Here is a 23,824-nt window from a genome sequence, read left to right as displayed (position 1 = left end):
CGTCATGCAAAGAACGATGCTCAAGTCCAAGCTGCACCGGGCGACCGTCACGCATTCCGAGCTGCATTACGAAGGTTCGTGCGCGATCGACGAAACCCTGCTGGATGCGGCCAACATCCACGAATACGAGCAGATCCAGATCTACAACGTCACCAACGGCGAGCGCTTCACCACCTATGCCATTCGCGCGGCGCGCGATTCCGGCATCATTTCGGTGAACGGCGCCGCCGCACACAAGGCGAACCCGGGCGACCTCGTCATCATCGCCACCTTCGCCATCTACAACGAACTGGAACTGACGCGCTACGCGCCCGAACTGGTGTACGTCGACGCGGACAATCGCATCATGGACACCCGTCAGGCAATTCCGGCCCAGGCGGCGTAAGCCTGCGCCCATCCAGTCAAAAGGCCGGGGAGAACCCGGTCTTTTTTATGGATATCTGGAATCGGCTATTGGCCAGGATTCCTGCGTGGGGCGGGAACCGGCCGGGGGACAAACAGGACGCGTCACCTTGACATCATGCGAAGGGATAAAAAGTGCAATTACCGGAAACGTGGTTGGCCCTGTCAGCATTAGCGCTTATTGCCGCTGCCATCATAGGCGGCGCAATAACAGCCTTTGTACGCCTCGCCGACAAGAACACGCCATTTGATACAGGGCTATTGCATGGGCGTACCGGCGCATTGGGCGCAATGCTGTTGGCCGCTTCATTTTTTATCGGCAATGAAACGGCCCAATCGATAAAACCGACACTTGGATTGTTGGCTTTAACGGTTTTAGGTGGCGTGACACTTTATTTCCTGATCAGAAGAAAAGGAATATTGTCAAAAAGCATTATTTTCATTCATGGTGCATTTGCTGTCGGCGCCGTTCACACCCTGCTGTTTGGCTTGCCTCTCTAGGGCTGACTAGTTTGTCATTGCAATTTGTCATAGCGAGGAGCGCAGCGACGTGGCATACGATTCCACATGAGCTTCAGCCCATGTGGATCGGAGCCCTTTAGGGCAATCCAGAAATGTCCACGATCAATAGCTGGATTGCTTCGTTGCGCTCGCAATGACGGCCATATCGACTGCCTGGTTCAGCCAGCTCATTCCGATAATAATGCCCTGATTCGTTTCTCCAAATCCGGGCTGCCGGGGGTCAAGTGCATAACCCAGTACTGCGATTTGTTTGCCCTGGGGCTGCCCTGATGCAAGTGCCCCGTTCGCAGGATGAAGGAGTTGTCCTTGGAATTTACGCTGTGCAAGCCATCGCCCTTGTCCAAATCCCAATAAAACGGGCTTGTAAACGGTTTGCCTCGGAGGATGAGATTGCCCACGGTCGGGGTAAGCTTGCTGCCATCCCATTCAATTTTCAAACGCCGCCCCTGGAGTAACGAAATCGTGGCGTCCGGGATTTCCTGATTTTTTTGAACGGTCGGCTCTCCAACCGCCAAATACTGCTCGATCGTCACCTTTCCCGAGGTCTGCATGAGCGCCGTCGTTTCGGCCACCGGCTTGGCCACGGGTTGGGTCACGGGCTCGGCTACGGGCTCAACTTGCTTGACTTGCTGCGGTTGAAGTGCGGGCCGCTTCGTTTCAGTACCCGCCTTGAGATCGCTCCTGATGACCGATGATATCGTCTCGTCGGCAAAGCCCGCCTCCTTGAGCTTCACCACCCGATCGATGTTGCCGTAATCGTTTTCAATCATGAAGAGGATCACATCCTCACCAAGACCCGAGGTCTTCAGTCTGGTCAGTTCATCGGTGGTCAGTACGGCCAGAGCAGACCCGGAAGAAACCAGGGCAAAGGCGCCCATCAAGAAAAAAATTATCGTCTTCATTCCAGAGATCATGGTCAATTTCCTCATTCAAAAATTCAATCGGCAACTCAAGTACGTTGGGGGAAACGGGCGAATAAACGGGGGGGGACACAATATTTTCCCGGCACGGAAAAAATTGAATGCCCCGCCTGATGAGCACGGAGTTTAAACCATCGGACTCCACTCGCAGATAGCCGCCATCTGCCGGCCAAACGGATGTTCAACAAGCACACTTCTTTGGTCGCTTCAGGCCTTCCATTGCCGCGACCCTGCAAGGCAATTGTGCCTATTTCAGCTTCCAGATGTCGGCGTTGTATTCCTGCATGGTGCGATCGGTAGAAAAGAAGCCGCTCGACGCCGTGTTGAGGATGCTCATGCGCGTCCAGCCCGCTTCGTCCTGCCAGGCCTGCGACACCCGCTCCTGCGCATCGACATAGCTGCGAAAATCCGCCAGCACCATCCAGGGGTCGTGCGGGCTCAGCAGGGTGTTGAGGATCATGTCGAAGATGCCCGCTTCGCTCAGGTTGAAATGGCCCGATGCCAGAAGGTCGATCACATCGCGCAGTTCGGGGTCTTTTTCCACGTAGGACAGCGGCTGGTACTGCGGACGCAGCGTCTCGACTTCCTCGGCATGCAGGCCGAAGAGGAAGAAACTTTTCTCACCCACCGCTTCAAGGATTTCGATGTTGGCACCGTCATAGGTGCCGATGGTGACGGCGCCGTTCATCATGAATTTCATGTTGCCGGTGCCGGACGCTTCCTTGCCGGCGGTCGAAATCTGCTCCGACAGGTCGGTCGCCGGCGCGATGATTTCCATGCTGGTCACCCGGTAGTTGGGCAGGAAGGCGACCTTGAGGCGGCCATCGACGTCGGGGTCGCTGTTGACCATCTCGGCCACGCTGTTGATGAGCTTGATGATGCGCTTGGCCATGACGTAGCCCGGCGCCGCCTTGCCGCCGATCAGCACGCAGCGATCTGCCCAGCCGTCCAGCCGTCCGCGGTTGATGCGGTTGTACAGATGGATCACGTGCAGCACGTTGAGCAGCTGCCGCTTGTATTCGTGGATGCGCTTGACTTGCACGTCGAACAGCGCGTCCGGGTTGAATTCGACCCCGCACTCGGCCTTGACCAGCGTCGCAAGGCGTTGCTTGTTGGCGCGCTTGATCGCGCGCCAGTCGGCATGGAATTCCGTGTTTTTCAGGTCGGCCAGCGGCTTGAGCTTTTCCAGTTGCGACAGATCGACCACCCAGTCTTCGCCGATCTTGCTGCTGATGAGTGCGCTCATGCTGGGGTTGGCATGCGCCATCCAGCGTCGCGGCGTCACGCCATTGGTCTTGTTGTTGAACTTGTGCGGCCACAGGTCGACGAAATCGCGGAACAGACCTTCCTTCAGCAGCCGCGAGTGCAGCGCGGCAACGCCGTTGACCGAAAAGCTGCCGACGATGGCCAGCCAGGCCATGCGCACCTGCTGCACATCGCCCTCTTCGATGATCGACATGCGGCGTCGGCGTTCGATGTCACCCGGCCATTTCACCGCCACGTCGTGCAAGAACCGCGCATTGATTTCGCAGATGATTTCCAGCGGGCGCGGCAGCAGGCGTTCGAACAGCGTAACCGGCCAGCGCTCCAGCGCCTCGGGCAGCAGCGTGTGGTTGGTGTAGGCCATGCTTTTCGTGGTGATCGCCCAGGCCTCATCCCACTGCATGCGCTCCTGGTCAAGCAACAGACGCATCAGCTCGGCCACCGCGATGGATGGGTGGGTGTCGTTCATCTGGAACACGTTGTGCTCGGCAAATTTCGACAGGTCGCTGTTGCCTGCCGTACGCCACTGGCGCAGCGCATCCTGCAGGCTGGCCGAGGCCAGAAAATACTGCTGGCGCAGGCGCAATTCCTTGCCGTTTTCACTGGCGTCGTTTGGGTAGAGCACCATGGAAATGTGCTCGGCGTAGTTTTTTTCCTGCACCGCTTCGGCGTAGCTGCCGGCATTGAATTCATTGAGATTGAATTCGTCCGTGGCCTCGGACTTCCATAAACGCAGCGTGTTCACCGCATGGTTGCGGTAGCCTGAAATCGGCATATCGTACGGGACCGCCAGCACATCGCTGGTGTCCGCCCAGCGTGCACGATGGATCCCCGCCTTGTCGTGAAAATGCTCGGTATGGCCGCCAAACGGCACGTGGCAGGTATATTCAGGCCGCTCGACCTCCCACGGATTGCCGTCGCGCAGCCAGTTGTCGGGGTTCTCGATCTGATAGCCGTTTTCGATATGCTGGCGGAACATGCCGTACTCGTAATGAATGCCATAGCCCATCACCGGCAGATTCAGCGTAGCGCAGCTGTCCATGAAGCACGCAGCGAGCCGGCCCAGACCGCCGTTCCCCAGCCCGGCGTCGGGCTCCTCTTCGGCGAGGCTTTCCAGCGTCTGGCCAAAACCGTGCAAGGCCTCGCGCGACACCTCGTCCAGCCCCAGGTTGAGCACGTGGTTGGATAGTGCACGGCCGATCAGAAACTCCAGCGACAGATAATAGGCGCGACGCTTGCCCGGCTGGTCGCGCGCAACATAAGTATTCATCCAGTCCGACATGAGGTGGTCGCGCAGCGTCCGCGCCAGCGCCTGGTAGGTGTAGAGCGGCGGACTGCCCAGCATGCGCCCCAGGTGATAAAACTGGTAGCGCTCGAGATCGTGGGTGAACGCCTCGCTGCTGTTCGGCAGCGGTTTCAGGACGAGGGAACAGGGGGCGGCTGATTTTTCGGCAGGCATAGTGATTCTGTCTGAATTCATAAGGAATAGAGTGCAAGATAGTGGCCTGCGCTGTCCGACCAGTCGAACGACTGACGCATGCCGGTCTGCTGCAACCGTCGCCATTTTTTGGGCTGGCGATACAGGTCGAGCGCTCGGTGGATAGCACCCAGAAAGGCGGACGCACCGGGAGTGTCGAATACAAAACCGGTGGCAGTGGCGTCTGCCAGCGTAGTGTCATTCGCATCCACCACGGTGTCGGCCAGCCCGCCAGTCCTGAACACGACAGGCGGCGTGCCGTAGCGCAGGCCGTACATCTGGTTCAATCCGCACGGCTCGAATCGCGACGGCATCAGGAACAGGTCGGCGCCGGCCTCGATCAGGTGCGCCAGCGGCTCGTCGTAGCCGATTTTCACAAACAGCCGTTCTGGATGCTGTTTGGCCAGTTGGGTGAGTTTCTTTTCGTACACCGCCTGGCCGCTGCCCAGCAGCACGATGCGCACATCGGTTTCGGCGAGCAGCGCCGGTATCGCCGCCAGCACCCAGTCGATTCCCTTCTGCTCGACCAGCCGCCCCACCAAGCCCAGCAGCGGCGCCTGCATCGCCGTATCGTCGACGTGCGGCAGGAAGCGTTCGAGCAGGGCCTGTTTGTTGCGCCGCTTGCCCGGCTGGATCCGGCCCATCGAATAGCGTGCGGGCAGGTGTGCGTCGGTGGACGGATTCCAGATCGTCGTGTCGATGCCGTTCAGAATGCCGTGCAGCTTGTATTGCCGCGACAGCAACAGACCGTCGAGCCCGCAGCCGAATTCGGGTGTGCAGATTTCCTGGGCATAGGTGGGACTGACGGTAGTGACGGCGTCCGCATACACGATGCCGGCCTTCAGCATCGAAAAGCCGCCGTGGAACTCCACCCCTTCGGACGACCACCAGTGGCCGGGTAGCTGCAGGCGCACGAAATCGCTGTGGGTAAAATTGCCGCCATAGGCGAGGTTGTGAATGGTGAACACGGTTTTCGGGCGCACCGGCTGTTCGGCCAGAAACGCCGCTGCAAGTCCAGTCTGCCAGTCGTGCGCGTGCACCACCGCGGGCTGCCAGCCGAGGTCCAGCGCGTCCTGCGCCAGCAACGCCGCCACCCGTGCAAACACCGTAAAGCGCTCGGCATTGTCCGCCCAGTCCCGGCCGCTTTCGTCGACATAGGGATTGCCCTCGCGGTCGAACAGCGCAGGACAATCGACCAGCCACAACGGAAACGCGTAATCGGGATGACGCGTTTCCAGGACGCGCGCAGTGACGATGCCAGCGGAACCGCGCACCTCGAGCCAGCCAAGAATGCGCACCTGATCGAGCTGGCGCAACAGCGCACGGTAGGCCGGCAGCACCAGGCGGATATCGGCACCGCGAGCGTGCAGCGCATGTGGCAGGCTGTAGAGCACGTCGCCCAGCCCGCCGGTTTTTACCAGCGGATAGGCTTCGCTGGCGACAAATAGTATTTTCATTGCTCCGCTTTTCATTGTTTTTGGCTATGTCACTGTTGGCTGTTGATTTATGTCTTGCCCCCTCCGATGAAGTTCTTATTTTGCGGCATCTCGCAGGCGACCCCGTGGGAGCGGCTTTAGCCGCGACGCGCCGCAAGGCGCAAAGAGCAAATGCTCGCCAAGGTCTTGTCGCGCCACCTTTGCGGGCTACCGCCCGCATCGCGGCTAAAGCCGTTCCGGGGCTGGCCAACACCAACAAATAACGGCGAAAGAGCCTTGTTTTTTCTTAGGGGTCGGGATTCAGGGGTCAGGGATCAGGGGGCTTTGTGCTTCGCGCCTTTGAATAGCGTGGCCAAGGCCACATGAACCCTGACCCCTGAATCCCGACCCCTGGCCCCTTGCTTTTCAACATGGTTTCAGGATGATCGCACCCAACGGCGGCAGCGTCACCTCGACGGAATAGTCGTACCCCATCCACGGCAGGTTCTGCGGATAAAGCGGCTGGCTGTTGCCGAGGTTGCTGCCGCCGTAATACGTCGAGTCGGTGTTCAATATCTCGCACCACGCGGCGCCCGACGGCACGCCGATGCGATAAGCACGGCGCGGCACCGGGGTGAAATTGAACAGCGCCACCAGCTGCGCGGATGCGTCCTGTCCCTGGCGCACGAAGCTCAGCACCGACTGGTCGGCGTCGTGGCAGTCGATCCAGCGAAACCCGCGCGGGTCGAAGTCGTAGTCATGCAGCGCCGGCTCGTTACGGTACAGATGGTTGAAATCGCGCAGCAGCGTGCGGATGCCGTCATGCGCGGGGAAGTCGAGCAGCGCCCAGTCAATCTGGCGGGCTTCGTTCCATTCGGTCCACTGGCCGAATTCCCCGCCCATAAACAGCAGTTTCTTGCCCGGATGCGCGTAATGCCAGGCATAGAACAGGCGCAGGTTGGCGAAGCGCTGCCAGGTGTCGCCCGGCATCTTGTCGAGCATGCTTCTCTTCCCGTGTACCACCTCATCGTGCGACAGCGGCAGCACGAAATTCTCGGTCCACGCATACATCTGGCTGAAGGTCAGCTGGTTGTGCAGGTACTTGCGGTAGATCGGCTCCTTTCCGATGTAATTGAGGCTGTCGTTCATCCAGCCCATGTTCCACTTCATCGAAAAACCGAGACCGCCGAGTTCGATCGGGCGCGACACCGCCGGCCAGGCGGTCGATTCCTCGGCGATGGTGAGCACGCCGGGAAAGCGGCCGTGCACCTCGGTATTCATTTCGCGCAGAAAATGAACCGCCTCGATATTCTCGCGCCCACCGTACTGGTTCGGCAGCCATTCGCCCGGCTTGCGCGAGTAGTCGAGGTAGAGCATCGAGGCGACGGCGTCGACGCGCAGGCCGTCGATGTGGAACTCATCCAGCCAGTACAGCGCGTTGGCGACCAGGAAATTGCGCACCTCATTGCGGCCAAAATCGAACACCAACGTGCCCCATTCCTGATGCTCGCCACGGCGCGGATCGGCATGCTCGTACACCGGTTCGCCGGTGAAGCGCGCCAGCGCCCAGTCGTCCTTGGGGAAATGTGCCGGCACCCAGTCGAGCAGCACGCCGATGTCGGCCTGGTGGCAGGCATCGACAAAGGCGCGAAAATCGTCCGGCGAACCGAAGCGTGCCGTCGGCGCGTAGTAGCCCGATACCTGATAGCCCCACGATGCGTCGAGCGGGTGCTCGGCTACCGGCATCAGTTCGATATGGGTATAGCCGAGATCCAGTACGTAAGAGATCAGTTCGGCGGTAAGTTCGTCCCAGGTATAGAAACTGCCGTCATCGTGGCGCCGCCAGGAGCCGGGGTGCAGCTCGTAGATGCTGATCGGCCGATGCTGCCAGTCGAAATGCGCGCGGGCCGCCATCCAGTCGCCGTCTCCCCAGGCATGCGCCGTTTCGTCAGGCACACGGCTGGTGGTCTCGGGGCGTAGAAACATCTGCCGCGCATACGGGTCGGTCTTTCTCACCAACTGGCCGTGCCTGCCGAGAATTTCGTATTTGTAGGCCGGTCCGGCGGCGAGGCCGGGGATGAATAATTCCCACATACCCGAGGTGCCGCGGCAGCGCATCGGGTGGCGGCGGCCATCCCATTCGTTGAAGTCGCCGATCACGCTGACGCGCTGCACCGCGGGCGCCCACACGGCAAACAGGCAGCCGTCGACGCCATCGATGGTCTTCAGGCGCGCGCCGAGCACTTTCCAGGCTTCGAGATGGCGCCCCTCGCCGAGCAGGTAGAGGTCCATTTCGCCCAGCTGCGGATCGAAGCTGTAGGGGCATTGCATGGTGTGCCAGTCGCCCGCGCCCTTGTCCTGCCAGCGCAGGACCGGATGCGGCTCGACCGCCGCGCCCGCCTGCAGCAGCCGCTCGAAACAGTCGGTACCGGCTACCCGGGTCATGCGCCCGCCCGCTACCTCGACCGCTTCGGCGGCGGGAAGAAAAGCGCGGATCAGAGTGCTGCCGTCGGGCTGGGGATGCACACCCAGCACCTCGAACGGATCGTGATGCGTGCCGGTCTGCACGCGCAGGATCGGCGGAGCGATCTCGGGTAGGCTGGCGCCGAGCGGGGCTTGCGGGGACGTTTTCATACCAGCGCCTTCCCCGCAGAGGCACAGAGACACAGTAAAAGGCAAAACAATAGGGGCTCGAACCGATCGCGAACAACAAACGGCCAAGTCCAGGAAGCAAGGCGAGTGCTTGTTTTTCCTCCGTGTCCTCTGTGCCTCGGTAGTGAAACGGGTGTTTTCATGTTCATGAGCGGGGCTGATTCTCGCATCGATGGGCTTTCTGTAAGTGTTCCAGCAAACTTGATGCCAGATCGGGCGACAGCACTTCCCAGGCAAACCGCCAGGCCCAGTTGCCGTTGTCGGTGCCCGGCGTGTTCATGCGCGCCTCGGAGCCCAGCCGCAGCACATCCTGCAGCGGCAGAATCGCCAGCGCAGCACGGCTTTTCAGCACCGTGTCGATCATCGCATCCGGCACCGCATCGGGATCGTCGACGTTTAGTTGCCGCATCACCTCCTGACGCGCCTCGCCGGGCAGCGCGCGCCACCAGCCCAGTGTGGTGTCGTTGTCGTGGGTGCCGGTATAATAGACGGTGTCGGGGTGCACGTTTTCGGGCTTGTGCGGGTTGTCGGCATGGTGGTCGAACGCGAATTGCAGCACAACCATGCCGGGCAAGCCAAACCGGTGGCGCAGCGCGGTGACCTCCGGGGTGATGATACCGAGATCCTCGGCCACCAACGGCAACTCGCCCATTTCGTCGGCAATTGCCTGCAGTAGCGCCGCACCCGGCGCCTCGACCCACTCGCCGTGGATGGCGGTGGGTTCATGGGCGGGGATCACCCAGGCTGCCACCAGCCCGCGGAAGTGATCGATGCGCACCAGGTCGAACCACTCGAAATGCGCGGCGAGCCGCGCCCGCCACCAGGAAAAGCCGTCGGCCTGCATCGCCGCCCAGTTGTAGTGCGGGTTGCCCCAGCGCTGCCCGGTTTCGGAAAAGTAGTCCGGCGGCACCCCGGTCACCACCGCGGGATGCCCCACGTCATCCAGCAGGAACAAGCCGCGTTGCGCCCACACGTCCGCACTGTCGTGGGCGACGAAAATCGGCATGTCGCCGAACAACTGGATGCCGTGCGCCGCCGCGTGCGCGTGAATGTGCCGCCATTGCATGGCCGCGCCGTACTGTTCGACCATCACCGCTTCCAGCTTGTCGGCGTGGGCAGCGTCGAACTCGGCCAGCGTCTGCGCATCGCGGTCGCGCAGCGCTGCCGGCCAGTCGGTCCAGGATGCGCCGTCCTGCTCGGCCTTGATCACCATGAAGCGCGCAAAATCCTCCAGCCAGTGCGTCTGCCGGCGGCGCCAGTCGGCAAAGCCTTGCATGTCGACCGGCGCCGCGGGAAACAGCCCGGGATTGACCGCAAAGGCCGACGCGCACTGATAGGGCGACAAGCCGGTGAGCGGAATCCCCAACGGCAGCATCTGCCACACGCCGAAGCCCGCTGCCTGCAGGAAATCCAGCCAGCGCTCGGCATCGGCCAGGGTGCCGGAAGGCAGCGAGGTCGGATGCAGCAGCAGGCCGGCGCGATGGGTGTCGAAGTTCATTCGGGGAATCCAAAGGCGATCCGCGAAGGACGCAAAGAAGCGCGAAGCAAACCCGAACATGGCCATGTGCTTTCACACCGGTTGCCGCGCAGGCACAAACAAACACAAACGTTTGCTTTTCTTCGCGTCTCTTCGCGTCCTTCGCGGATAAAGGTTTTTACTCCATTCATCAGGCGTTCCTGCGCATGGTGCCGGCGTTTTCCACCCAGCCGCCGCCGGCGGACACCGGCACGTCGAGCAGCGCCGGCGGCGCCACGCCGAGCAGACGGTACAGCTCGCGCAGCTGGGTGCGATACAGTTGCTCGAAATCGCTGACGCTGCCCGCCGGGTTGTAATCGCCGAACCACCAGAACCAATCCGACCCTTCGCACACGGCGAGCTGGCGGGTGGCCAGTGCGAGTTGATCGGCGTTCAGTTTGCCGCTGGCCGCCACGCTGTCGTAAGCCTGTTTGGCGGCGACCAGATAGTCCCAGCCGCGGTTCTTGTCTTCCGATCCGATCCAGGTCGAGAAATTGCCGTAAACCCAGCTGCCGGCCGCCAGCCGCTTCATGGGCCTGGCGGGCGCATGCGCGGCCTGCTCGGCGAAGGTGCTGACCTTGAGGGTGGGATGGCTGGACAGCATCGCATAGAGCGCGTCCAGGAAATGGTGGCCGTTGGCGGGGTAATACTCCCAGGCGTTTTCACCGTCGAGGATGACCGAAACCACATGATGGCCGGCCTCCTTGCCGAAGAACGTGGCGATATTTTCCAGGTGTCGGGCGAAATCAGCCACCGCGTCGTCGGCATGCCAGTCGCTGTACTTGAAGCCGATCAGGTCGGACAGGCCGTCGTCGCGGAAAAACACCCGCGTCTTGAAGCCATCGATACGTGTCGGCGAGAACAGCGCCCGCCTGCTTTGCCCGTCTTCCACCGGGCAGCCAGACTTGGCGCAGCTGTTGCGCCACACGCCCTCGCCCGAGGCGGTCCAGGCGAAGCCCATTTCATCGAGCTGGGCCAGCGCATCCTCGCTCACTCCGCCTTCGGACAGCCAAACGCCCACCGGCTTGATGCCGAAGTAGTGCTCGAACACCTCGACGCCGTGCTGCAAATGCCAGCGCGAGCGCGCCGCGCCCCCCGGATAGGCGGTCGCGTCGGGGGCAGGAACGTCGGGCAGCGCATCGCGCAGGTTGCCGAAGTCGTTCAAGAGCGGCACGATGGGGTGACCGTAGGGCGTCATCGACAGCTCGACCTGGCCGCGCTCGGCGAGCGCACGGTAACGCGGAATCAGTCCGGCCATGCAGTGCTGCATCAAGTGCAGCAGTTCATGACGGTCGGCGGCGGAAAAGCTCTTTTCCTGCGCCATCAGCCGCTGCACCAGCGGCAGCTGACGCAGCGAATTTCCCAGCCAGGCGAGGTGGTACCAGGTCAAGAGATCAAGAAAATACTGCTCGGACAGGTAGCCCAGGTGCGCCTGCAGATCGGCGCCGCCCTCGGCGGCGGCATCGTTGGCCCCGATCATGCGCAACAGACGATGAAATGCGGGATACGGATGGATCATGCGCGGCGCATGGCAACGCTGACAATCCTGAACGATGCGCAGGCGGCTGGCGACATCCGACGGAATGCGCTCGACGCCGGACAGCAGGTTCAGCATATGGTCCTGGGTGGGCTTGCCGTGCTTTAACAGCGCATCGAGTTGTTGCGCGTAGTCGTCCAGTTGCTCCAGCAGCACCGGCGCGAAATTCACCACTGCGCGCATCAAGGGATAGCGCTCCAGATGCGCGGCCATGTCACTGTAGTCCTTGATGCCGTGGAGGTACACCCAGGGCAGGTGGTAGGCGCCCTTGAGGCCCTCGCGGTAATACGGCTGGTGCATGTGCCAGCACAGCACCACGTTCAACTTAGCCGTCATAGTCGTTCTGCAGCCTCGCGTACAGGTTCTGCCCGAGCATCGCCGGGACCACCAGGGTGATGCCTTCTTTGGTCACGTGAAAGCGCTTGGCGTCCTCGACCGGGTCTTCGCCGATAATCGTGCCGTCTTCGATGACGCAGCCCTTGTCGATGATGGCACGGTTGATGCGGCAATGGCTGCCGATGCTGACCTTGGGCAGGATTACGCTGTCCTTGATCAGGCTGTAGTTTTCCACCGTGGCGGCAAAAAACAGCACCGAGCGCTTGACCCGTGCGCCCGACAGGATGCAGCCGCCGGCGATCAGAGAATCGATCGCCTCGCCGCGCCGTCCCTCGTCGTCGAGGATGAACTTGGCGGGCGGGTATTGCGGCTGGTAGGTCCAGATCGGCCAGTCGCGGTCGTACAGGTTGAGCTCGGGTTCGACCGCGCACAGTTCCATATTGGTCTGCCAGTAGGAAAACAGCGTGCCGACGTCACGCCAGTAGGCCGGCAGGCCTTCCGTGTTGCGGAAAGGGAAGGCCATCGCACGGGCATTGGCGATGCTGTCGGGAATGATGTTCTTGCCAAAATCATGAGCGGAATGGGGGTTGCCGGCATCGGCGATCAGCGTCTTGTAGAGAAAGTCCTTGGAGAAAATATAAATCCCCATCGACACCAGCGTGGTGCCGGGCTTGCCGGGAATGCTGTCGGGGTTTGCGGGTTTTTCGGTGAAGCCGGTGATATTCATGTCCTCGTCGACCGTCATCACGCCGAATGCGCTCGCCTCGGACGCCGGCACCTCGATGCTGCCGACGGTGAAGTCTGCACCGGTCTGCACGTGATACAGCAGCATCTCCGAGTAGTCCATGGTGTAGACGTGGTCGCCGCCCAGCACCAGCACATACTCCGGGTGGTGGCGCTGCATGATGTCGATGTTCTGGAACAGCGCATCGGCGGTGCCCTGGTACCACTCTTTCTTGTCGGTGCGCTGCTGCGCCGGCAGGATTTCCACAAACTCGCCGATCTCGGCGCGCATGAAGCCCCAGGCACGCTGCAGGTGCCGGATCAGCGAATGCGACTTGTACTGGGTGAGCACGCCGATGCGGCGGATGCCCGAGTTGACGCAGTTGGACAGCGTGAAGTCGATGATGCGGTACTTGCCGCCAATCGGTACCGCCGGCTTGGCGCGCCAGGCAGTCAGGTCCATCAGCCGCGACCCTTCGCCGCCCGCCAGCACCAGCGCCAGCGTCCTGCGCGTGAGGTCGGTCGCGATCTTGGGCTCGGTGTAATAGCGATAAAGCCGCGTCTGCTCGTCCTTGGAAATGGTCATGCCCGCTCCTGGTTGCGCTGGTTTTAAATGAAATGCGATTGGATACGATTGATCAAGACATGGCAAACCCGGTCGCTATCGCGCCCTGGACGCCCAGCCGGCTGTTGGTGACCAGAAGAACCGGGGTGCGCTCGACCACGCCGCGCATGCGACCCTTATCGCTGGCTGCGGCCATGAAACGCGGCGACTGCATGCGTGCCTGCAGATGGACGGCAATGCCGCCCGCGACATACAGTCCGCCGCGCGGCTGGAGCAGTAGCGCCACATTGCCGACCCACGATCCATACAGATCGATGAACAGGTCGAGCGCCGCCTCGGCCGCCGCATCGCCGGCTGCGGCGCGCGCAACCAGCGCGGCGCCGTCGACCGGCTCGTCGGGCGGCGCAGTGTTTTTCTCGGCGCAGCAGAAACGATACAGGTCGTTCATCGCCAGCCCCGACACCGCACGTTCCCACGACACGTGGCCATAGGCGGCGCGCAGGCGTTCCAGCAGACGCAGCTGCAGCGCATTGGCCGGCGCGAAGTCGATATGCCCGCCTTCGCTGGCGTAATGTCGATAGCGGCCGCCGGCGTCGGCCAGCATGAAGGCCAGCCCCAGCCCGGTGCCGGCGCCGGTGATGGCGCGTACCCCACCCGCCTCGGTCGACTGCGGATTGAGCGCGACCACGTCGGCGGCAGTCAGCGTCGCCACCCCGGCAGCGGCCGCCTGGAAGTCGTTGATGAAGCGCACGCGGGCAATGCCAAGCGAAGCCGCCATGTCCGCGGCCTCGAGCGTCCAGTCCAGGTTGGTGAGCGTGCTGTGCTGGGCGTGCAAGGGGCCCGGCAGCGCCAGCAGCAGGCGATCCGGCACCGTTGTCAGCCTGGAATCGGCAATGAACTGGCGGATCAGATCGTCCGCCGTCGCAAACGCCGCGCTCGCATACACCTGCTCGAAACGCAGCTGCTGCATTCCATCCGTCTCGCCCGCCATCCAGGCCAGCCAGCTCTTGGTTCCGCCGATGTCGCCTGCAATCAGCTCCATAACTATGGGCCAGCGGTACGCCGGCTCACGCGCCGGCAACGATTGATGAGTGCATTGGTCGAGGCGTCATGGCTGTCCACCGGCGCATCGGCGTGCAGTTCGGGCAGGATGCGGCGGGCGAGCTGCTTGCCGAGCTCCACCCCCCACTGGTCGTAGGAATTCAGGTTCCAGATCACGCCCTGCACGAAGATCTTGTGCTCGTAGAGCGCGATCAGCATGCCCAGCGCGTGCGGCGTCAGCTTCTGCAGCAGGATGGCATTGCTGGGATGGTTACCATCGAACACTTTTTGCTGCACGAACTGACTGGTCTGCGCCAAGCCTGCGTCAAGCGAGCCCATTTCAAGCAGCGTTTCCTCGCGCGTGCGGCCGCGCATCAGTGCCTCGGTCTGCGCCAGGAAATTGGCGAGCAGGAGGTCATGGTGATCCTGCATATCGTCATGCGCCTCGACCGAGACAATGAAATCGGCCGGGACCAGCCGGGTGCCCTGGTGCAGCAATTGGAAGAAGGCGTGCTGGCCGTTGATTCCGGTCGCCCCCCAGACGATGGGGCCGGTGGTGTAGTCCACCGCCCTGCCGTCGCGGTCGACCGACTTGCCGTTGCTTTCCATGTCGGCCTGCTGCAGATAGGCGGGCAGGCTGCGCAGGGCGTGGTCGTAGGGCAGGATGGCCTGCGATTGCGCACCGAAGAAGTTGTTGTACCAGACGCCCAGCAGCGCCAGGATCACCGGCATGTTCCGGTCGAGCGGCGCCTGGCGGAAGTGCGCGTCCATCGCGTGCGCGCCGTCCAGCAGTTCGCCGAAGTGCTCCGCCCCCACCGCCAGCATGACCGACAGCCCGATCGCCGACCACAGCGAATAACGCCCCCCCACCCAGTCCCAGAATTCGAACATGTTGGCGGGGTCGATGCCGAATGCCGTTACCGCCTCGCGGTTGGTCGACACCGCGACAAAATGCCCGGCAATGTGACGATCATCCCGCGCCTGCGCCAGAAACCAGGTGCGTGCATGGTGCGCATTGGTCATCGTTTCCTGCGTGGTGAAGGTTTTCGAGGCTACGATAAACAGCGTCGTTGCGGGGTTCAGCGATTCCAGCGCCTCCTTCACGTGGGCGCCGTCGATATTGGAAATGAAATGTACCTTCAGTTGCGGGTGACGGTAAGGCGCCAGCGCCTGAACCGCCATCTGCGGCCCCAGGTCCGAACCGCCGATTCCAATGTTTACCACATCGGTGATGCGCTCGCCGCTGTAGCCGCGCCACGCGCCGCTGCGCACCTGCCCGGCGAACGCGGCCATCTTTTCGAGCACCGCGTTCACCTTCGGCATCACGTCCTCGCCGTCGACCATGATCGGGCGATTGCCGCGGTTGCGCAGCGCCACGTGCAGCACCGAACGGCCTTCGGTGTTGTTGATCGCCTCGCCGCCAAACATGCGCTCGCGCCAGCCCGTCACATCCGCCTCTTCGGCCAGCCGCACCAGCAGCGTCATGGTCTCGTCGGTGACGCGGTTCTTCGAATAGTCCAGCAGCACATCGCCCACCTGCAGCGAAAACCGCTCGGCGCGCGCCGGATCGGCGGCGAACAGGTCGCGCATAGGCGACGTCGCCATCTGCGACCGGTGCGCCTGCAGCAGGCGGCAGGCCGCCCAAGGCAACGCACCTGTTCCGCCCAACTCGTCTCGAAGCGTCTCTTCAGATAACGGCATTCTTTTTACTCCCGTTCAACAACAGCCTTGACCGTCGTCCCCCTGTCATCAAGCAACGCCTGTGCCACGCATCCGGCACCGTGCCTGCCATCACAAACCCTGTACAAAGCCGGTGAACCCTTGATGACAACGCCATGAACACATCTGATCAATACAAACCTGTTCTTTAAGCGTAGGGCAGAAATGCGCACAATGCACCCCAATAGTGCCGCAAAACAGGGGGACGCCCATAGCCCCGGAATGAGAATCTTAAAAAATTAATTGGTGCCGGGAGGGGGACTCGAACCCCCACACTGTTACCAGCGGCGGATTTTGAATCCGCTGCGTCTACCGATTCCGCCATCCCGGCAAAGGGGCCGGACGCGAGCGCGTCCGGCGACAGAAGCCGCGCATTATCACCGAATCGGGTGTGCTGCGGCAAGGCAGAGTCTTCTCCCAAATTCCGCGATTGAAATCCCCGCATTCCGATTTTGCGGATTTTTGAGTCATTCTGCGATGCAAACCGGGATGTCTGCGCAAAGCCGTTCCCGTTAAGCAGTGGAATCGCGTCAATCGAGTTGCGGGGCGCTTGATCGTATGAATTTTGGGCGAGTCGGTACCCGCGCAGCGATGCGCGGAAGGGCAATTTGCGGCGTCAAACGCCTTGCGCGCTATGACGAGGCTGCGCCCAGCGCGAAGCTTTTTCCCGGATGGCGGTGAACAGATCGATCACCCCGACAGTGATCTTCAGCACCCAGGCACCGGCATGACGAACCACCTTCCCCGCCGCATGAAACAACCGCCAACGCACCGTCGGCATCCGGCGCGCAGTGCCGGAACGGTACAAACAGGTTGTGCGCAATCACCCCAATGCGGAAGAACGCCGCATTCGCCGCAAACTGACCGCACAGCATGCGCTGCATGCCAAAGTCGAGTTTGCGCTCCTTGATCTGGGTGGCATCAATGTCCAGCGGGTGCGCGGTCGTGCCGGTCTGGCGGATACGGGTGGCGACGATGTGCCGGTTGATGCGATCAAGGCCGCTCAGCCCCGCGCCCGCACCGGTACGACGCAGCCAGTCGCCGACGGCATCGGTGCTGGGCAGGGTGTCGTGTTTGAGCAGGGTGGTCAGCGCGGTGTTTGAACAAATGGATAAAATTGCCCACGAATGCAGCGACAATGAAGCCGCCAAACGCCTGAACTCGGCACGGGCTGAATTCTTTCATTTCAACTGATTAACAAATCCCAACAACGCGCCGCCTGAATCAACTCTATTTGCCCCCGCTGCTCAGGCTCATGTCCGGGTTGGAAAATGCTATGCCGGCTTGTCCGAATGCAGCAATCAATCCCGGTATATCGGCAAGTTCCATTCGATCGAATTGACGCGTGAGACCGGTATGCGGCGTATCCCGCGGCAGCCTTCACTGGCCGCGGGATACGCCGGAAGTCAATTTCCAGGCGGAACTATTTTTTTGCTTTCTTCGGAACAACCGATAATTCCCCTTTCAGTTTTTCGACGCTGGCCTTGCCAAAACCTTTCACATTGTCCAACTCATCCAGATGCTTGAAATTGCCATTGGTTTCCCGGTACGTGATGATGGCCTTGGCTTTTGCCGGCCCTAGGCCTTTGACCACCTCAAGCTCGGATTGTGTGGCCGTATTGATATCCACCGCCGCAAAAACCGGAAACGCGATCAGCCCTGCCAATACCAGCAACCCCTTGTACAGTTTATTCATATTGCCTCCTTATGAAGATCGTTGGTTGTGGGCAAACGCCCACGCAGTAACTTATCTTCATCCAGAGAAACGAGCTATACAACTTTAGTTGTAGGGACGATGCATCACATTGATTTGTTTTAACAAATAATCCTAAAATCTCGCTGCGCCATGAGCGCCAACCAATGCTGCCACAAGATTCCCCGATTTAAAAAGTGAAGTAAGCGCCTAGCAGCCTGTCGGACTTGAACTCCGTACGGCGACGATTTCCCCAACCGGGGCGGTGTTTGGTTTGCATAATATCGAGCCGGCCCTGCAAAACCCTCTGATCCCGCATAGGCAGGGAAATTCAGCTGAATTTACTGCACCGGAATGACCTTTCCCCGAAATTTCGTCTTCCAGGGGTGACGTAGTATTGACGTTAATTTGGGAAGAGGGAAGATGAAGAAGATACCGAAACAAGAGTACACCGCCGAGTTCAAAGCGCTGGCGGTCAAGCGGGTAAAAGACGGGTTGACAGTAGGCGCTGCAGCTCGTGAATTGGGGTTGATTGACCAGACCTTGCGTAACCGGGTCAAGGCCACTGACGCGGGCAAGCTCAACGGGGCGGGCACCAAGCCGGTCACGCCTGAACAGATGGAGTTGACCCGGGCGCGTGCCGAGGTCATCCGGCTCCGGCGCAAGGTCGAAATCTTAAAAAAGCGACGGCATACTTTGCAAAGGATGCGCTGTGAAGTATGCCTGGATCGACACCCGGCGCCCGTACTACGCCTTGACTGAAATGTGCCCCGTGCTGGCGGTCAGCGTCAGCGGCTACCGTGCCTGGAAACGCGGCGGCAAGGCTGATCGGTGTCGTCTGACCGACGCCCAGATGCTGGCGCTGATCCGCGCCATCCACGACGAACTCAAGGGGGCTTATGGCAGCCCCAGAATGGTCCTGGAACTGCGCGCACGCGGCTTCTCTGCCAGCAGGGCCGCGTCGAGCGGCTGATGCGCGAGCACGGCATCCGGGCGCGTCACAAACGCAAATTCAAGGTAACGACGGACTCGAAACATAAGCTGCCGATTGCGCCCAACCTGCCGGATCGCAACTTCGCACCGGCTGCGCCTAATCAGGTTTGGACATCCGACATCACCTATCCGTGGACGGACGAAGGCTGGCTGTATCTGGCGGTTGTTCTTGATCTGTTCAACCGCGAGGGGGTGGGCTGGTCGCTGAAACCGCGCATGACGGCGGACATCGTGACGGATGTGCTGACGATGGCGTGGTTCAGGAGGAAGCCAGCGCCGGGTGTGCTTCACCACTCCGACCGGGGCAGCCAGGGCGGATTCAACAGCTTCAAGAACGAGCGGGTGCATGGCTGGCGCTTCGCGACGCGCGAGGGCATGACGGCCACGGCCTTCGGGTACATCGAGGTGTTTTACAATCGGAAGCGGCTGCATTCGACGCTCGGTTACAAATCTCCGACACTGTTCTTGCAGGACTGGCTGACCGCTCAGCAGATGGAAAAACGGGTAGCATGAACACCGCTCGTTGGAAGACGAAAAACCGAGGGAAGGTCACCCAGGGCCGGTGCCGGAAAACAGCTGGTTTTGCCCGTGCTGCCTGTACGCTCATTGAAGGGCGCTGTGCTATGCTGATGGCCATTTTCAGGGGGTCTGCGTGGGCAAAATCCTGCTGCTTATCATTATTGGTCTGGTGGTTTATGCGCTGATCCGCAACTACCAGCGTTCGCTCGACAAATCCGCCGCACCGGCGCACGAACACACCATCGAAAACATGGTGAAATGCGCGCATTGCGGGGTGAACCTGCCGCGTAGCGAAGCGATTTATTCCGGCGGCGACTTCTTCTGCACCCCCGAACACAAACAACTCGGTAAAAAATGAGCGCCCCGGCGGCTGCCCTGCCCCGTCCTGCCGCACAGGGCTATTTCGCGTCGCACTGGCGCAGCCTCGATTACTTCAACCTGTATCGCCTGACCCTGGCAGTGGCGCTGGTATTTACCGGCATCCTGTTCGACGAGTCCGACCTGTTCCTCGGCACGGGCGCGCGCTTCCAGAGCTTTGCTTATGCCTACCTGGTGATTGCGGCGCTGTTCGTTCTGGGCATCCGGGCGCGCTGGCCGGAATTCCAGATCCAACTCACTGCACACATCACCGCCGACATCCTGCTGGTGGTGTTGATGATGTCGACCAGCGAGCGGCTGGCGGGCGGCATGGGCTTGTTGCTGGCGATTTCCATCGCCTCGGGTGGGCTGGTCGGCAGCGGCCGGCTGACCCTGCTGTATGCCGCGATGGCGTCGATCGCCGTGCTGCTGCAGCACGGCTTCAACATTCTGGGCGGCAACCAGGGGAGGGAAAGCTTCTTCCAGGTCGGCCTGCTGTGCGCCGGCTATTTCGCCATCGGCTGGCTGGCGCATGCGCTGACGCAGCGCGCGCTGCGCTCGGAAACGCTGGCACAGCGGCAGGCGGACGAGTTGGCGCTGCTGAACCGCATCAACGCACTGGCAATCGAGAACTCCCCCGACGGCCTGCTGGCGGTGCGCGGCGACGGCGTCGTGCGCCATATCAGCCCGCGTGCGCTGGGGCTGCTTGGCATCACGATGCCGGTGACGCCGGGGGTCACCCGGCTGCGGGACTGCTCGCCCGAACTGGCGCGCCTGGCGCAGCATTTGCGCGCCGGCACGACACCTGCCCTGAGCACGCCGACTGCGCAGCTGCGGGTACGCTGTATTCCGCTGGAGACGCCGGACGACAGCCGGGTGCTCATGCTGGAGGATCAGAGCCAGGCCGAGCAGGCGGCGCAGCGCCTGAAGCTGGCCGCGCTGGGGCGGCTGACCGCCAACATCGCGCACGAGATCCGCAATCCGCTGTCGGCCATCAGCCATGCCGCGCAGCTGCTGTACGAGGAAGCACGCGACCCCGCCCAGGCCAGGCTGACCGCGATCATCGAAAACAACGCACGGCGTCTCGACCGGCTGGTGGAAGAAGTGCTGACGCTCAACCGGCGCGACCGCCTCAACCCGGTCAGCTTCGATGCCGCGGCGCTCGCCGCCCTGATCGATGAGTTGCGGCAGACTGAAGAAATCCCGGCAGACGCCGTCATAGTCAGCATGCCCAAGTCCCTGCATTTCCAGTTCGACCCCGACCATCTGCGCCAGATTGTATGGAACCTCTTGCGCAACGCCTGGCGTTTCAGCCGCAAACACACGGGCAGCCTCCGTTTCAGCATGCAGATGTCAGGCAGCAACCTGCAGTTCGAGATCAAGGACGACGGCCCAGGATTATCGCAGGAACACCAGGGCAAGTTATTTGAACCGTTTTTTACCACCGATGCCCAGGGCACCGGACTCGGGCTGTTCCTCGCGCGCGAGCTGGCCGAGGCCAACAATGCGGTACTGACCTACGTGCCGGGCACAAGCGGCGCCCACTTCCGCCTCAGCCTGCGCGGGAGCGAGTGACCATGACCGTTTCCCCGCGCATTCTGCTGGTGGACGACGAGCCCGACCTGCTCGACCTGATGGAGCTGACGCTGGTCAAGATGGGGCTGGAAACCGACCGTGCCGTCAGCATCGCCGAAGCCCAGTCCCGGTTGAAACAGACGCACTACGATCTCTGCCTGACCGACATGCGGCTGGGCGACGGCGAAGGACTGGAGGTGATCGCCGCCGCCGGCGCGCTGGCGTCACCGGTTCCGGTGGCGGTCATCACCGCGTACGGCAATGCCGGCAACGCGGTGGCCGCGCTGAAGGCGGGGGCGTTCGATTACCTGGCCAAGCCGGTTGCGCTCGACCAGCTGCGCGCGCTGGTCAAGTCCGCGCTGAAAATCCCCGAGACCGCACAGGCCGACGGCTCCGCACGCGACCTGATCGGCCAATCCGCCCCCATGCAGGACATCCGCGCACGCATCGCCAAGCTCGCGCGCACCCAGGCGCCGGTGCACATCGCCGGTGAGTCCGGCAGCGGCAAGGAGCTCGCAGCACGGCTGATCCACCGTCTCGGCAACCGCGCCGACAAGCCCTTCGTCGCGGTCAACTGCGGTGCCATTCCCGAGACGCTGATGGAAAGCGAGTTTTTCGGTTATCGCAAAGGCGCATTCACCGGCGCCGACGCCGACCGCAACGGCTTTTTCCAGGCCGCCGACGGCGGCACCCTGTTTCTTGACGAGGTGGCCGACCTGCCGCTGTCGATGCAGGTGAAACTTTTGCGCGTGCTGCAGGAAAAGAAGGTGCGCAAGGTCGGCGCCACGGTCGAAGAACCCATCGACGTGCGTATCGTCAGTGCCACCCACCAGAACCTCGCCGTGTGGGTAGAGTCCGGACGCTTTCGCCAGGACCTGTATTACCGTCTCAACGTCATCGATCTGCTCATGCCCAGCCTGCGCGACCGTGCCGAGGACATCCCCGAAATAGTGCGCTTCCTGCTCGGCAAGCTGGGCGGCAGCGACGTCCGGCTGGATCGCGACGCCGAAAAGGCGCTGTGCGCCTATGCCTTCCCCGGCAACGTGCGCGAACTGGAAAACACACTGGAGCGGGCGCTGGCACTGTGCGAAAACCGGCACATCAGCGCGGCCGACCTCAGCCTTACCCCCGCCCTGCCCGCTACCAATGGCGCGCCCGGCAGCAAATACCCGCTGCAGGATCACCTCGACCAGATGGAGCGTACCGCCATCCTCGAGGCGCTGGAACAGACGCGCCACAACAAGACCGCCGCCGCCCGCGTCCTCGGCGTCACCTTCCGCAGCCTGCGCTACCGGCTGGAGCGCCTGGGGATCGAATAACGCGTCGCCTGCGCCCGCGTCGCGCACGTTAAAAAACCCGTCGAAGGCGGGTTTTTTAACGTGCGATAATGATTGGTGCCGCTTGTCGGATTCGAACTGACGACCTACCGCTTACAAGGCGGTTGCTCTACCAACTGAGCTAAAGCGGCGACGGGCGACATTATAGCGATGCCGCGCGCTTGATTGAGCGAATTACTTGACGACTTTTAGCGAGGGTCTGCCCTTGGGCGGGGGCGGCGGCTCGTCAGCCTGGGTGGACGGGGCCTGATCAGGCGGCTCTGGCGTGTCGACGGGTTCGAAATGCAGGCCCTGGCCGTTCTCGCGCGCGAAGATGGCCATGACCCGGTCCACTGGAATGGAAATCTCGTGCGAGACGCCGCCGAAGCGCGAGGAAAACTGGATCCAGTCGTTGTCCAGAGTGAGATTTCGCGTCGCCCCTGCGCTGATGTTGAGCACGATCTGGCCGTCCTTGACGAAGCCGGGCGGCACGCGGGTGCGACCATCCACTGCAACCAGGAGTTGCGGGGTATAGCCCGCATCTGCACACCATTCATACAGCGCACGGATCAAATACGGCTTGGTTGAAATCTCGGCCATCAGCCTGCCTTATTTGCGCAATGCCTTTTCGGTGGGCGTCAGCGCGCTGATGAAAGCGGGACGGCTGAACAGGCGCTCGCGGTACTTGAGCACCGGCGCGGCCACTTTTGGCAGTTCGATGCCGTAATGCTCGAGGCGCCACAGTAGCGGGGCGATCGCCACGTCCAGCATGGAGAACTCGTCGTTCATCAGGTATTTCTGCTTGGTAAGGATGGGCGTGAGCTGCGACAGGCTGTCACGGATTTCCGTACGTGCCTTGTCCGACGACTTGCCGAGGCCGTGCTCAAGCGTGTTGACATGGGTGAACAGGTCGTGCTCGAAGTTGAACAGCACCAGCCGCGCACGCGCGCGCATGACGGGATCCGGCGGCATCAGTTGCGGATGCGGAAAGCGCTCGTCGATGTACTCGTTGATGATGTTGGACTCGGTCAGGATCAGGTCGCGTTCGACCAGCACCGGCATCTTGCCGCTGGGGCTGATGCTGGCGATTTCTTCCGGCTTGCTGTGCATGTCGACATCGATGACTTCAAAATCCATGTCCTTTTCGAACAGGACGATGCGGCAGCGGTGGCTGTACGGATCGGTGCTACCGGAATACAAGGTCATCATGGCGGGGGCTCCCTAAGGTGTTGCGTGTATTTGATACGTAAAATGCCAACAGCCGGACACAGTCCGGCTGTTGG

General features: G+C 61.7%; 19 protein-coding genes, 2 tRNA genes and 1 pseudogene. 7 read left to right on the top strand and 15 right to left on the bottom strand.

The features are described 5' to 3' along the window. Positions 1-4 precede the first annotated feature (4 nt). Together panD and ACZ41T_RS13625 are read left to right on the top strand one after the other, a co-directional pair. On the top strand, positions 5-385 hold the full coding sequence (gene panD, locus ACZ41T_RS13630) for an aspartate 1-decarboxylase (RefSeq protein ID WP_464921918.1): 381 nt from the start codon (positions 5-7) through the stop codon (positions 383-385). Between the two features lie 152 nt (positions 386-537). Further along, on the top strand, positions 538-903 hold the full coding sequence (locus ACZ41T_RS13625; protein ID WP_464921917.1) for a hypothetical protein: 366 nt from the start codon (positions 538-540) through the stop codon (positions 901-903). Between the two features lie 188 nt (positions 904-1,091). Here the strand turns inward: ACZ41T_RS13625 and ACZ41T_RS13620 are convergent, their stop codons facing one another. The 3 genes from ACZ41T_RS13620 to glgA form a co-directional block, all read right to left on the bottom strand. Next, complete coding sequence (locus ACZ41T_RS13620) at positions 1,092-1,838, bottom strand: hypothetical protein (protein WP_464921916.1); 747 nt, start codon at positions 1,836-1,838, stop codon at positions 1,092-1,094. Positions 1,839-2,091: 253 nt separating this feature from the next. Next, complete coding sequence (locus ACZ41T_RS13615; RefSeq protein WP_464921915.1) at positions 2,092-4,566, bottom strand: glycogen/starch/alpha-glucan phosphorylase; 2,475 nt, start codon at positions 4,564-4,566, stop codon at positions 2,092-2,094. Between the two features lie 17 nt (positions 4,567-4,583). Then, complete coding sequence (gene glgA, locus ACZ41T_RS13610) at positions 4,584-6,041, bottom strand: glycogen synthase GlgA (RefSeq protein ID WP_464921914.1); 1,458 nt, start codon at positions 6,039-6,041, stop codon at positions 4,584-4,586. A 26-nt stretch (positions 6,042-6,067) separates the two neighbouring features. On the opposite strand from glgA, the gene ACZ41T_RS13605 reads away from it, so the two are divergent. Further along, entirely contained in the window at positions 6,068-6,283 is a 216-nt protein-coding gene (locus ACZ41T_RS13605; RefSeq protein ID WP_464921913.1) for a hypothetical protein, read from the top strand. Between the two features lie 142 nt (positions 6,284-6,425). Here ACZ41T_RS13605 and glgB read toward each other — a convergent pair whose 3' ends face one another. From glgB to ACZ41T_RS13560, 9 genes are all read right to left on the bottom strand, one after another. After that, positions 6,426-8,633, bottom strand: coding sequence for a 1,4-alpha-glucan branching protein GlgB (gene glgB, locus ACZ41T_RS13600; RefSeq protein WP_464921912.1), 2,208 nt, complete (start codon positions 8,631-8,633; stop codon positions 6,426-6,428). Positions 8,634-8,796: 163 nt separating this feature from the next. Then, entirely contained in the window at positions 8,797-10,149 is a 1,353-nt protein-coding gene (gene malQ / locus ACZ41T_RS13595) for a 4-alpha-glucanotransferase (RefSeq protein WP_464921911.1), read from the bottom strand. Positions 10,150-10,318: 169 nt separating this feature from the next. Continuing rightward, on the bottom strand, positions 10,319-12,040 hold the full coding sequence (locus tag ACZ41T_RS13590; RefSeq protein ID WP_464921910.1) for a glycoside hydrolase family 57 protein: 1,722 nt from the start codon (positions 12,038-12,040) through the stop codon (positions 10,319-10,321). Beyond that, the gene (glgC, locus tag ACZ41T_RS13585) at positions 12,030-13,349 is read right to left on the bottom strand and encodes a glucose-1-phosphate adenylyltransferase (protein ID WP_464921909.1); all 1,320 of its coding nucleotides are present in this window, start codon (positions 13,347-13,349) and stop codon (positions 12,030-12,032) included. Before glgC ends, ACZ41T_RS13590 begins: the two co-directional genes overlap by 11 nt. 52 nt (positions 13,350-13,401) lie before the next feature. Continuing rightward, the gene (gene glk / locus ACZ41T_RS13580; protein WP_464921908.1) at positions 13,402-14,370 is read right to left on the bottom strand and encodes a glucokinase; all 969 of its coding nucleotides are present in this window, start codon (positions 14,368-14,370) and stop codon (positions 13,402-13,404) included. Between the two features lie 2 nt (positions 14,371-14,372). Beyond that, on the bottom strand, positions 14,373-15,974 hold the full coding sequence (pgi, locus tag ACZ41T_RS13575) for a glucose-6-phosphate isomerase (protein ID WP_464923983.1): 1,602 nt from the start codon (positions 15,972-15,974) through the stop codon (positions 14,373-14,375). Positions 15,975-16,332: 358 nt separating this feature from the next. Next, positions 16,333-16,419: transfer RNA gene (locus tag ACZ41T_RS13570), tRNA-Leu, on the bottom strand. 301 nt (positions 16,420-16,720) lie between these two features. Continuing rightward, the gene (locus ACZ41T_RS13565; protein WP_464921907.1) at positions 16,721-17,227 is read right to left on the bottom strand and encodes a hypothetical protein; all 507 of its coding nucleotides are present in this window, start codon (positions 17,225-17,227) and stop codon (positions 16,721-16,723) included. A 284-nt stretch (positions 17,228-17,511) separates the two neighbouring features. Beyond that, positions 17,512-17,784: a ComEA family DNA-binding protein gene (locus tag ACZ41T_RS13560; protein WP_464921906.1), complete on the bottom strand. Its 273-nt coding sequence runs from the start codon at positions 17,782-17,784 to the stop codon at positions 17,512-17,514. 420 nt (positions 17,785-18,204) lie between these two features. Here ACZ41T_RS13560 and ACZ41T_RS13555 point away from each other — a divergent pair. The 4 genes and pseudogenes from ACZ41T_RS13555 (at position 18,205) to ACZ41T_RS13540 (ending at position 22,544) form a co-directional block, all read left to right on the top strand. Further along, positions 18,205-19,287: pseudogene (locus tag ACZ41T_RS13555) on the top strand (IS3 family transposase). A gap of 139 nt (positions 19,288-19,426) precedes the next feature. Further along, positions 19,427-19,651: a PP0621 family protein gene (locus ACZ41T_RS13550; protein WP_464921905.1), complete on the top strand. Its 225-nt coding sequence runs from the start codon at positions 19,427-19,429 to the stop codon at positions 19,649-19,651. Continuing rightward, entirely contained in the window at positions 19,648-21,225 is a 1,578-nt protein-coding gene (locus ACZ41T_RS13545) for a two-component system sensor histidine kinase NtrB (RefSeq protein ID WP_464921904.1), read from the top strand. The genes ACZ41T_RS13550 and ACZ41T_RS13545 overlap by 4 nt, the downstream gene beginning before the upstream one ends. Positions 21,226-21,227: 2 nt before the next feature. Beyond that, positions 21,228-22,544 (top strand): sigma-54-dependent transcriptional regulator, encoded by a 1,317-nt coding sequence (locus ACZ41T_RS13540; protein ID WP_464921903.1) that lies wholly within the window; start codon positions 21,228-21,230, stop codon positions 22,542-22,544. A gap of 73 nt (positions 22,545-22,617) precedes the next feature. Here ACZ41T_RS13540 and ACZ41T_RS13535 read toward each other — a convergent pair. The 3 genes from ACZ41T_RS13535 to ACZ41T_RS13525 form a co-directional block, all read right to left on the bottom strand. After that, positions 22,618-22,693 (bottom strand) — tRNA-Thr (locus ACZ41T_RS13535). Positions 22,694-22,736: 43 nt separating this feature from the next. Continuing rightward, complete coding sequence (locus ACZ41T_RS13530; protein WP_464921902.1) at positions 22,737-23,141, bottom strand: ClpXP protease specificity-enhancing factor; 405 nt, start codon at positions 23,139-23,141, stop codon at positions 22,737-22,739. Positions 23,142-23,150: 9 nt separating this feature from the next. Continuing rightward, complete coding sequence (locus ACZ41T_RS13525) at positions 23,151-23,750, bottom strand: glutathione S-transferase N-terminal domain-containing protein (RefSeq protein WP_464921901.1); 600 nt, start codon at positions 23,748-23,750, stop codon at positions 23,151-23,153. Positions 23,751-23,824 lie beyond the last annotated feature (74 nt).

The sequence above is a fragment of the Thiobacillus thiophilus genome (genome assembly GCF_055378705.1).
This window is presented reverse-complemented; position numbering and strand designations above follow the sequence as displayed.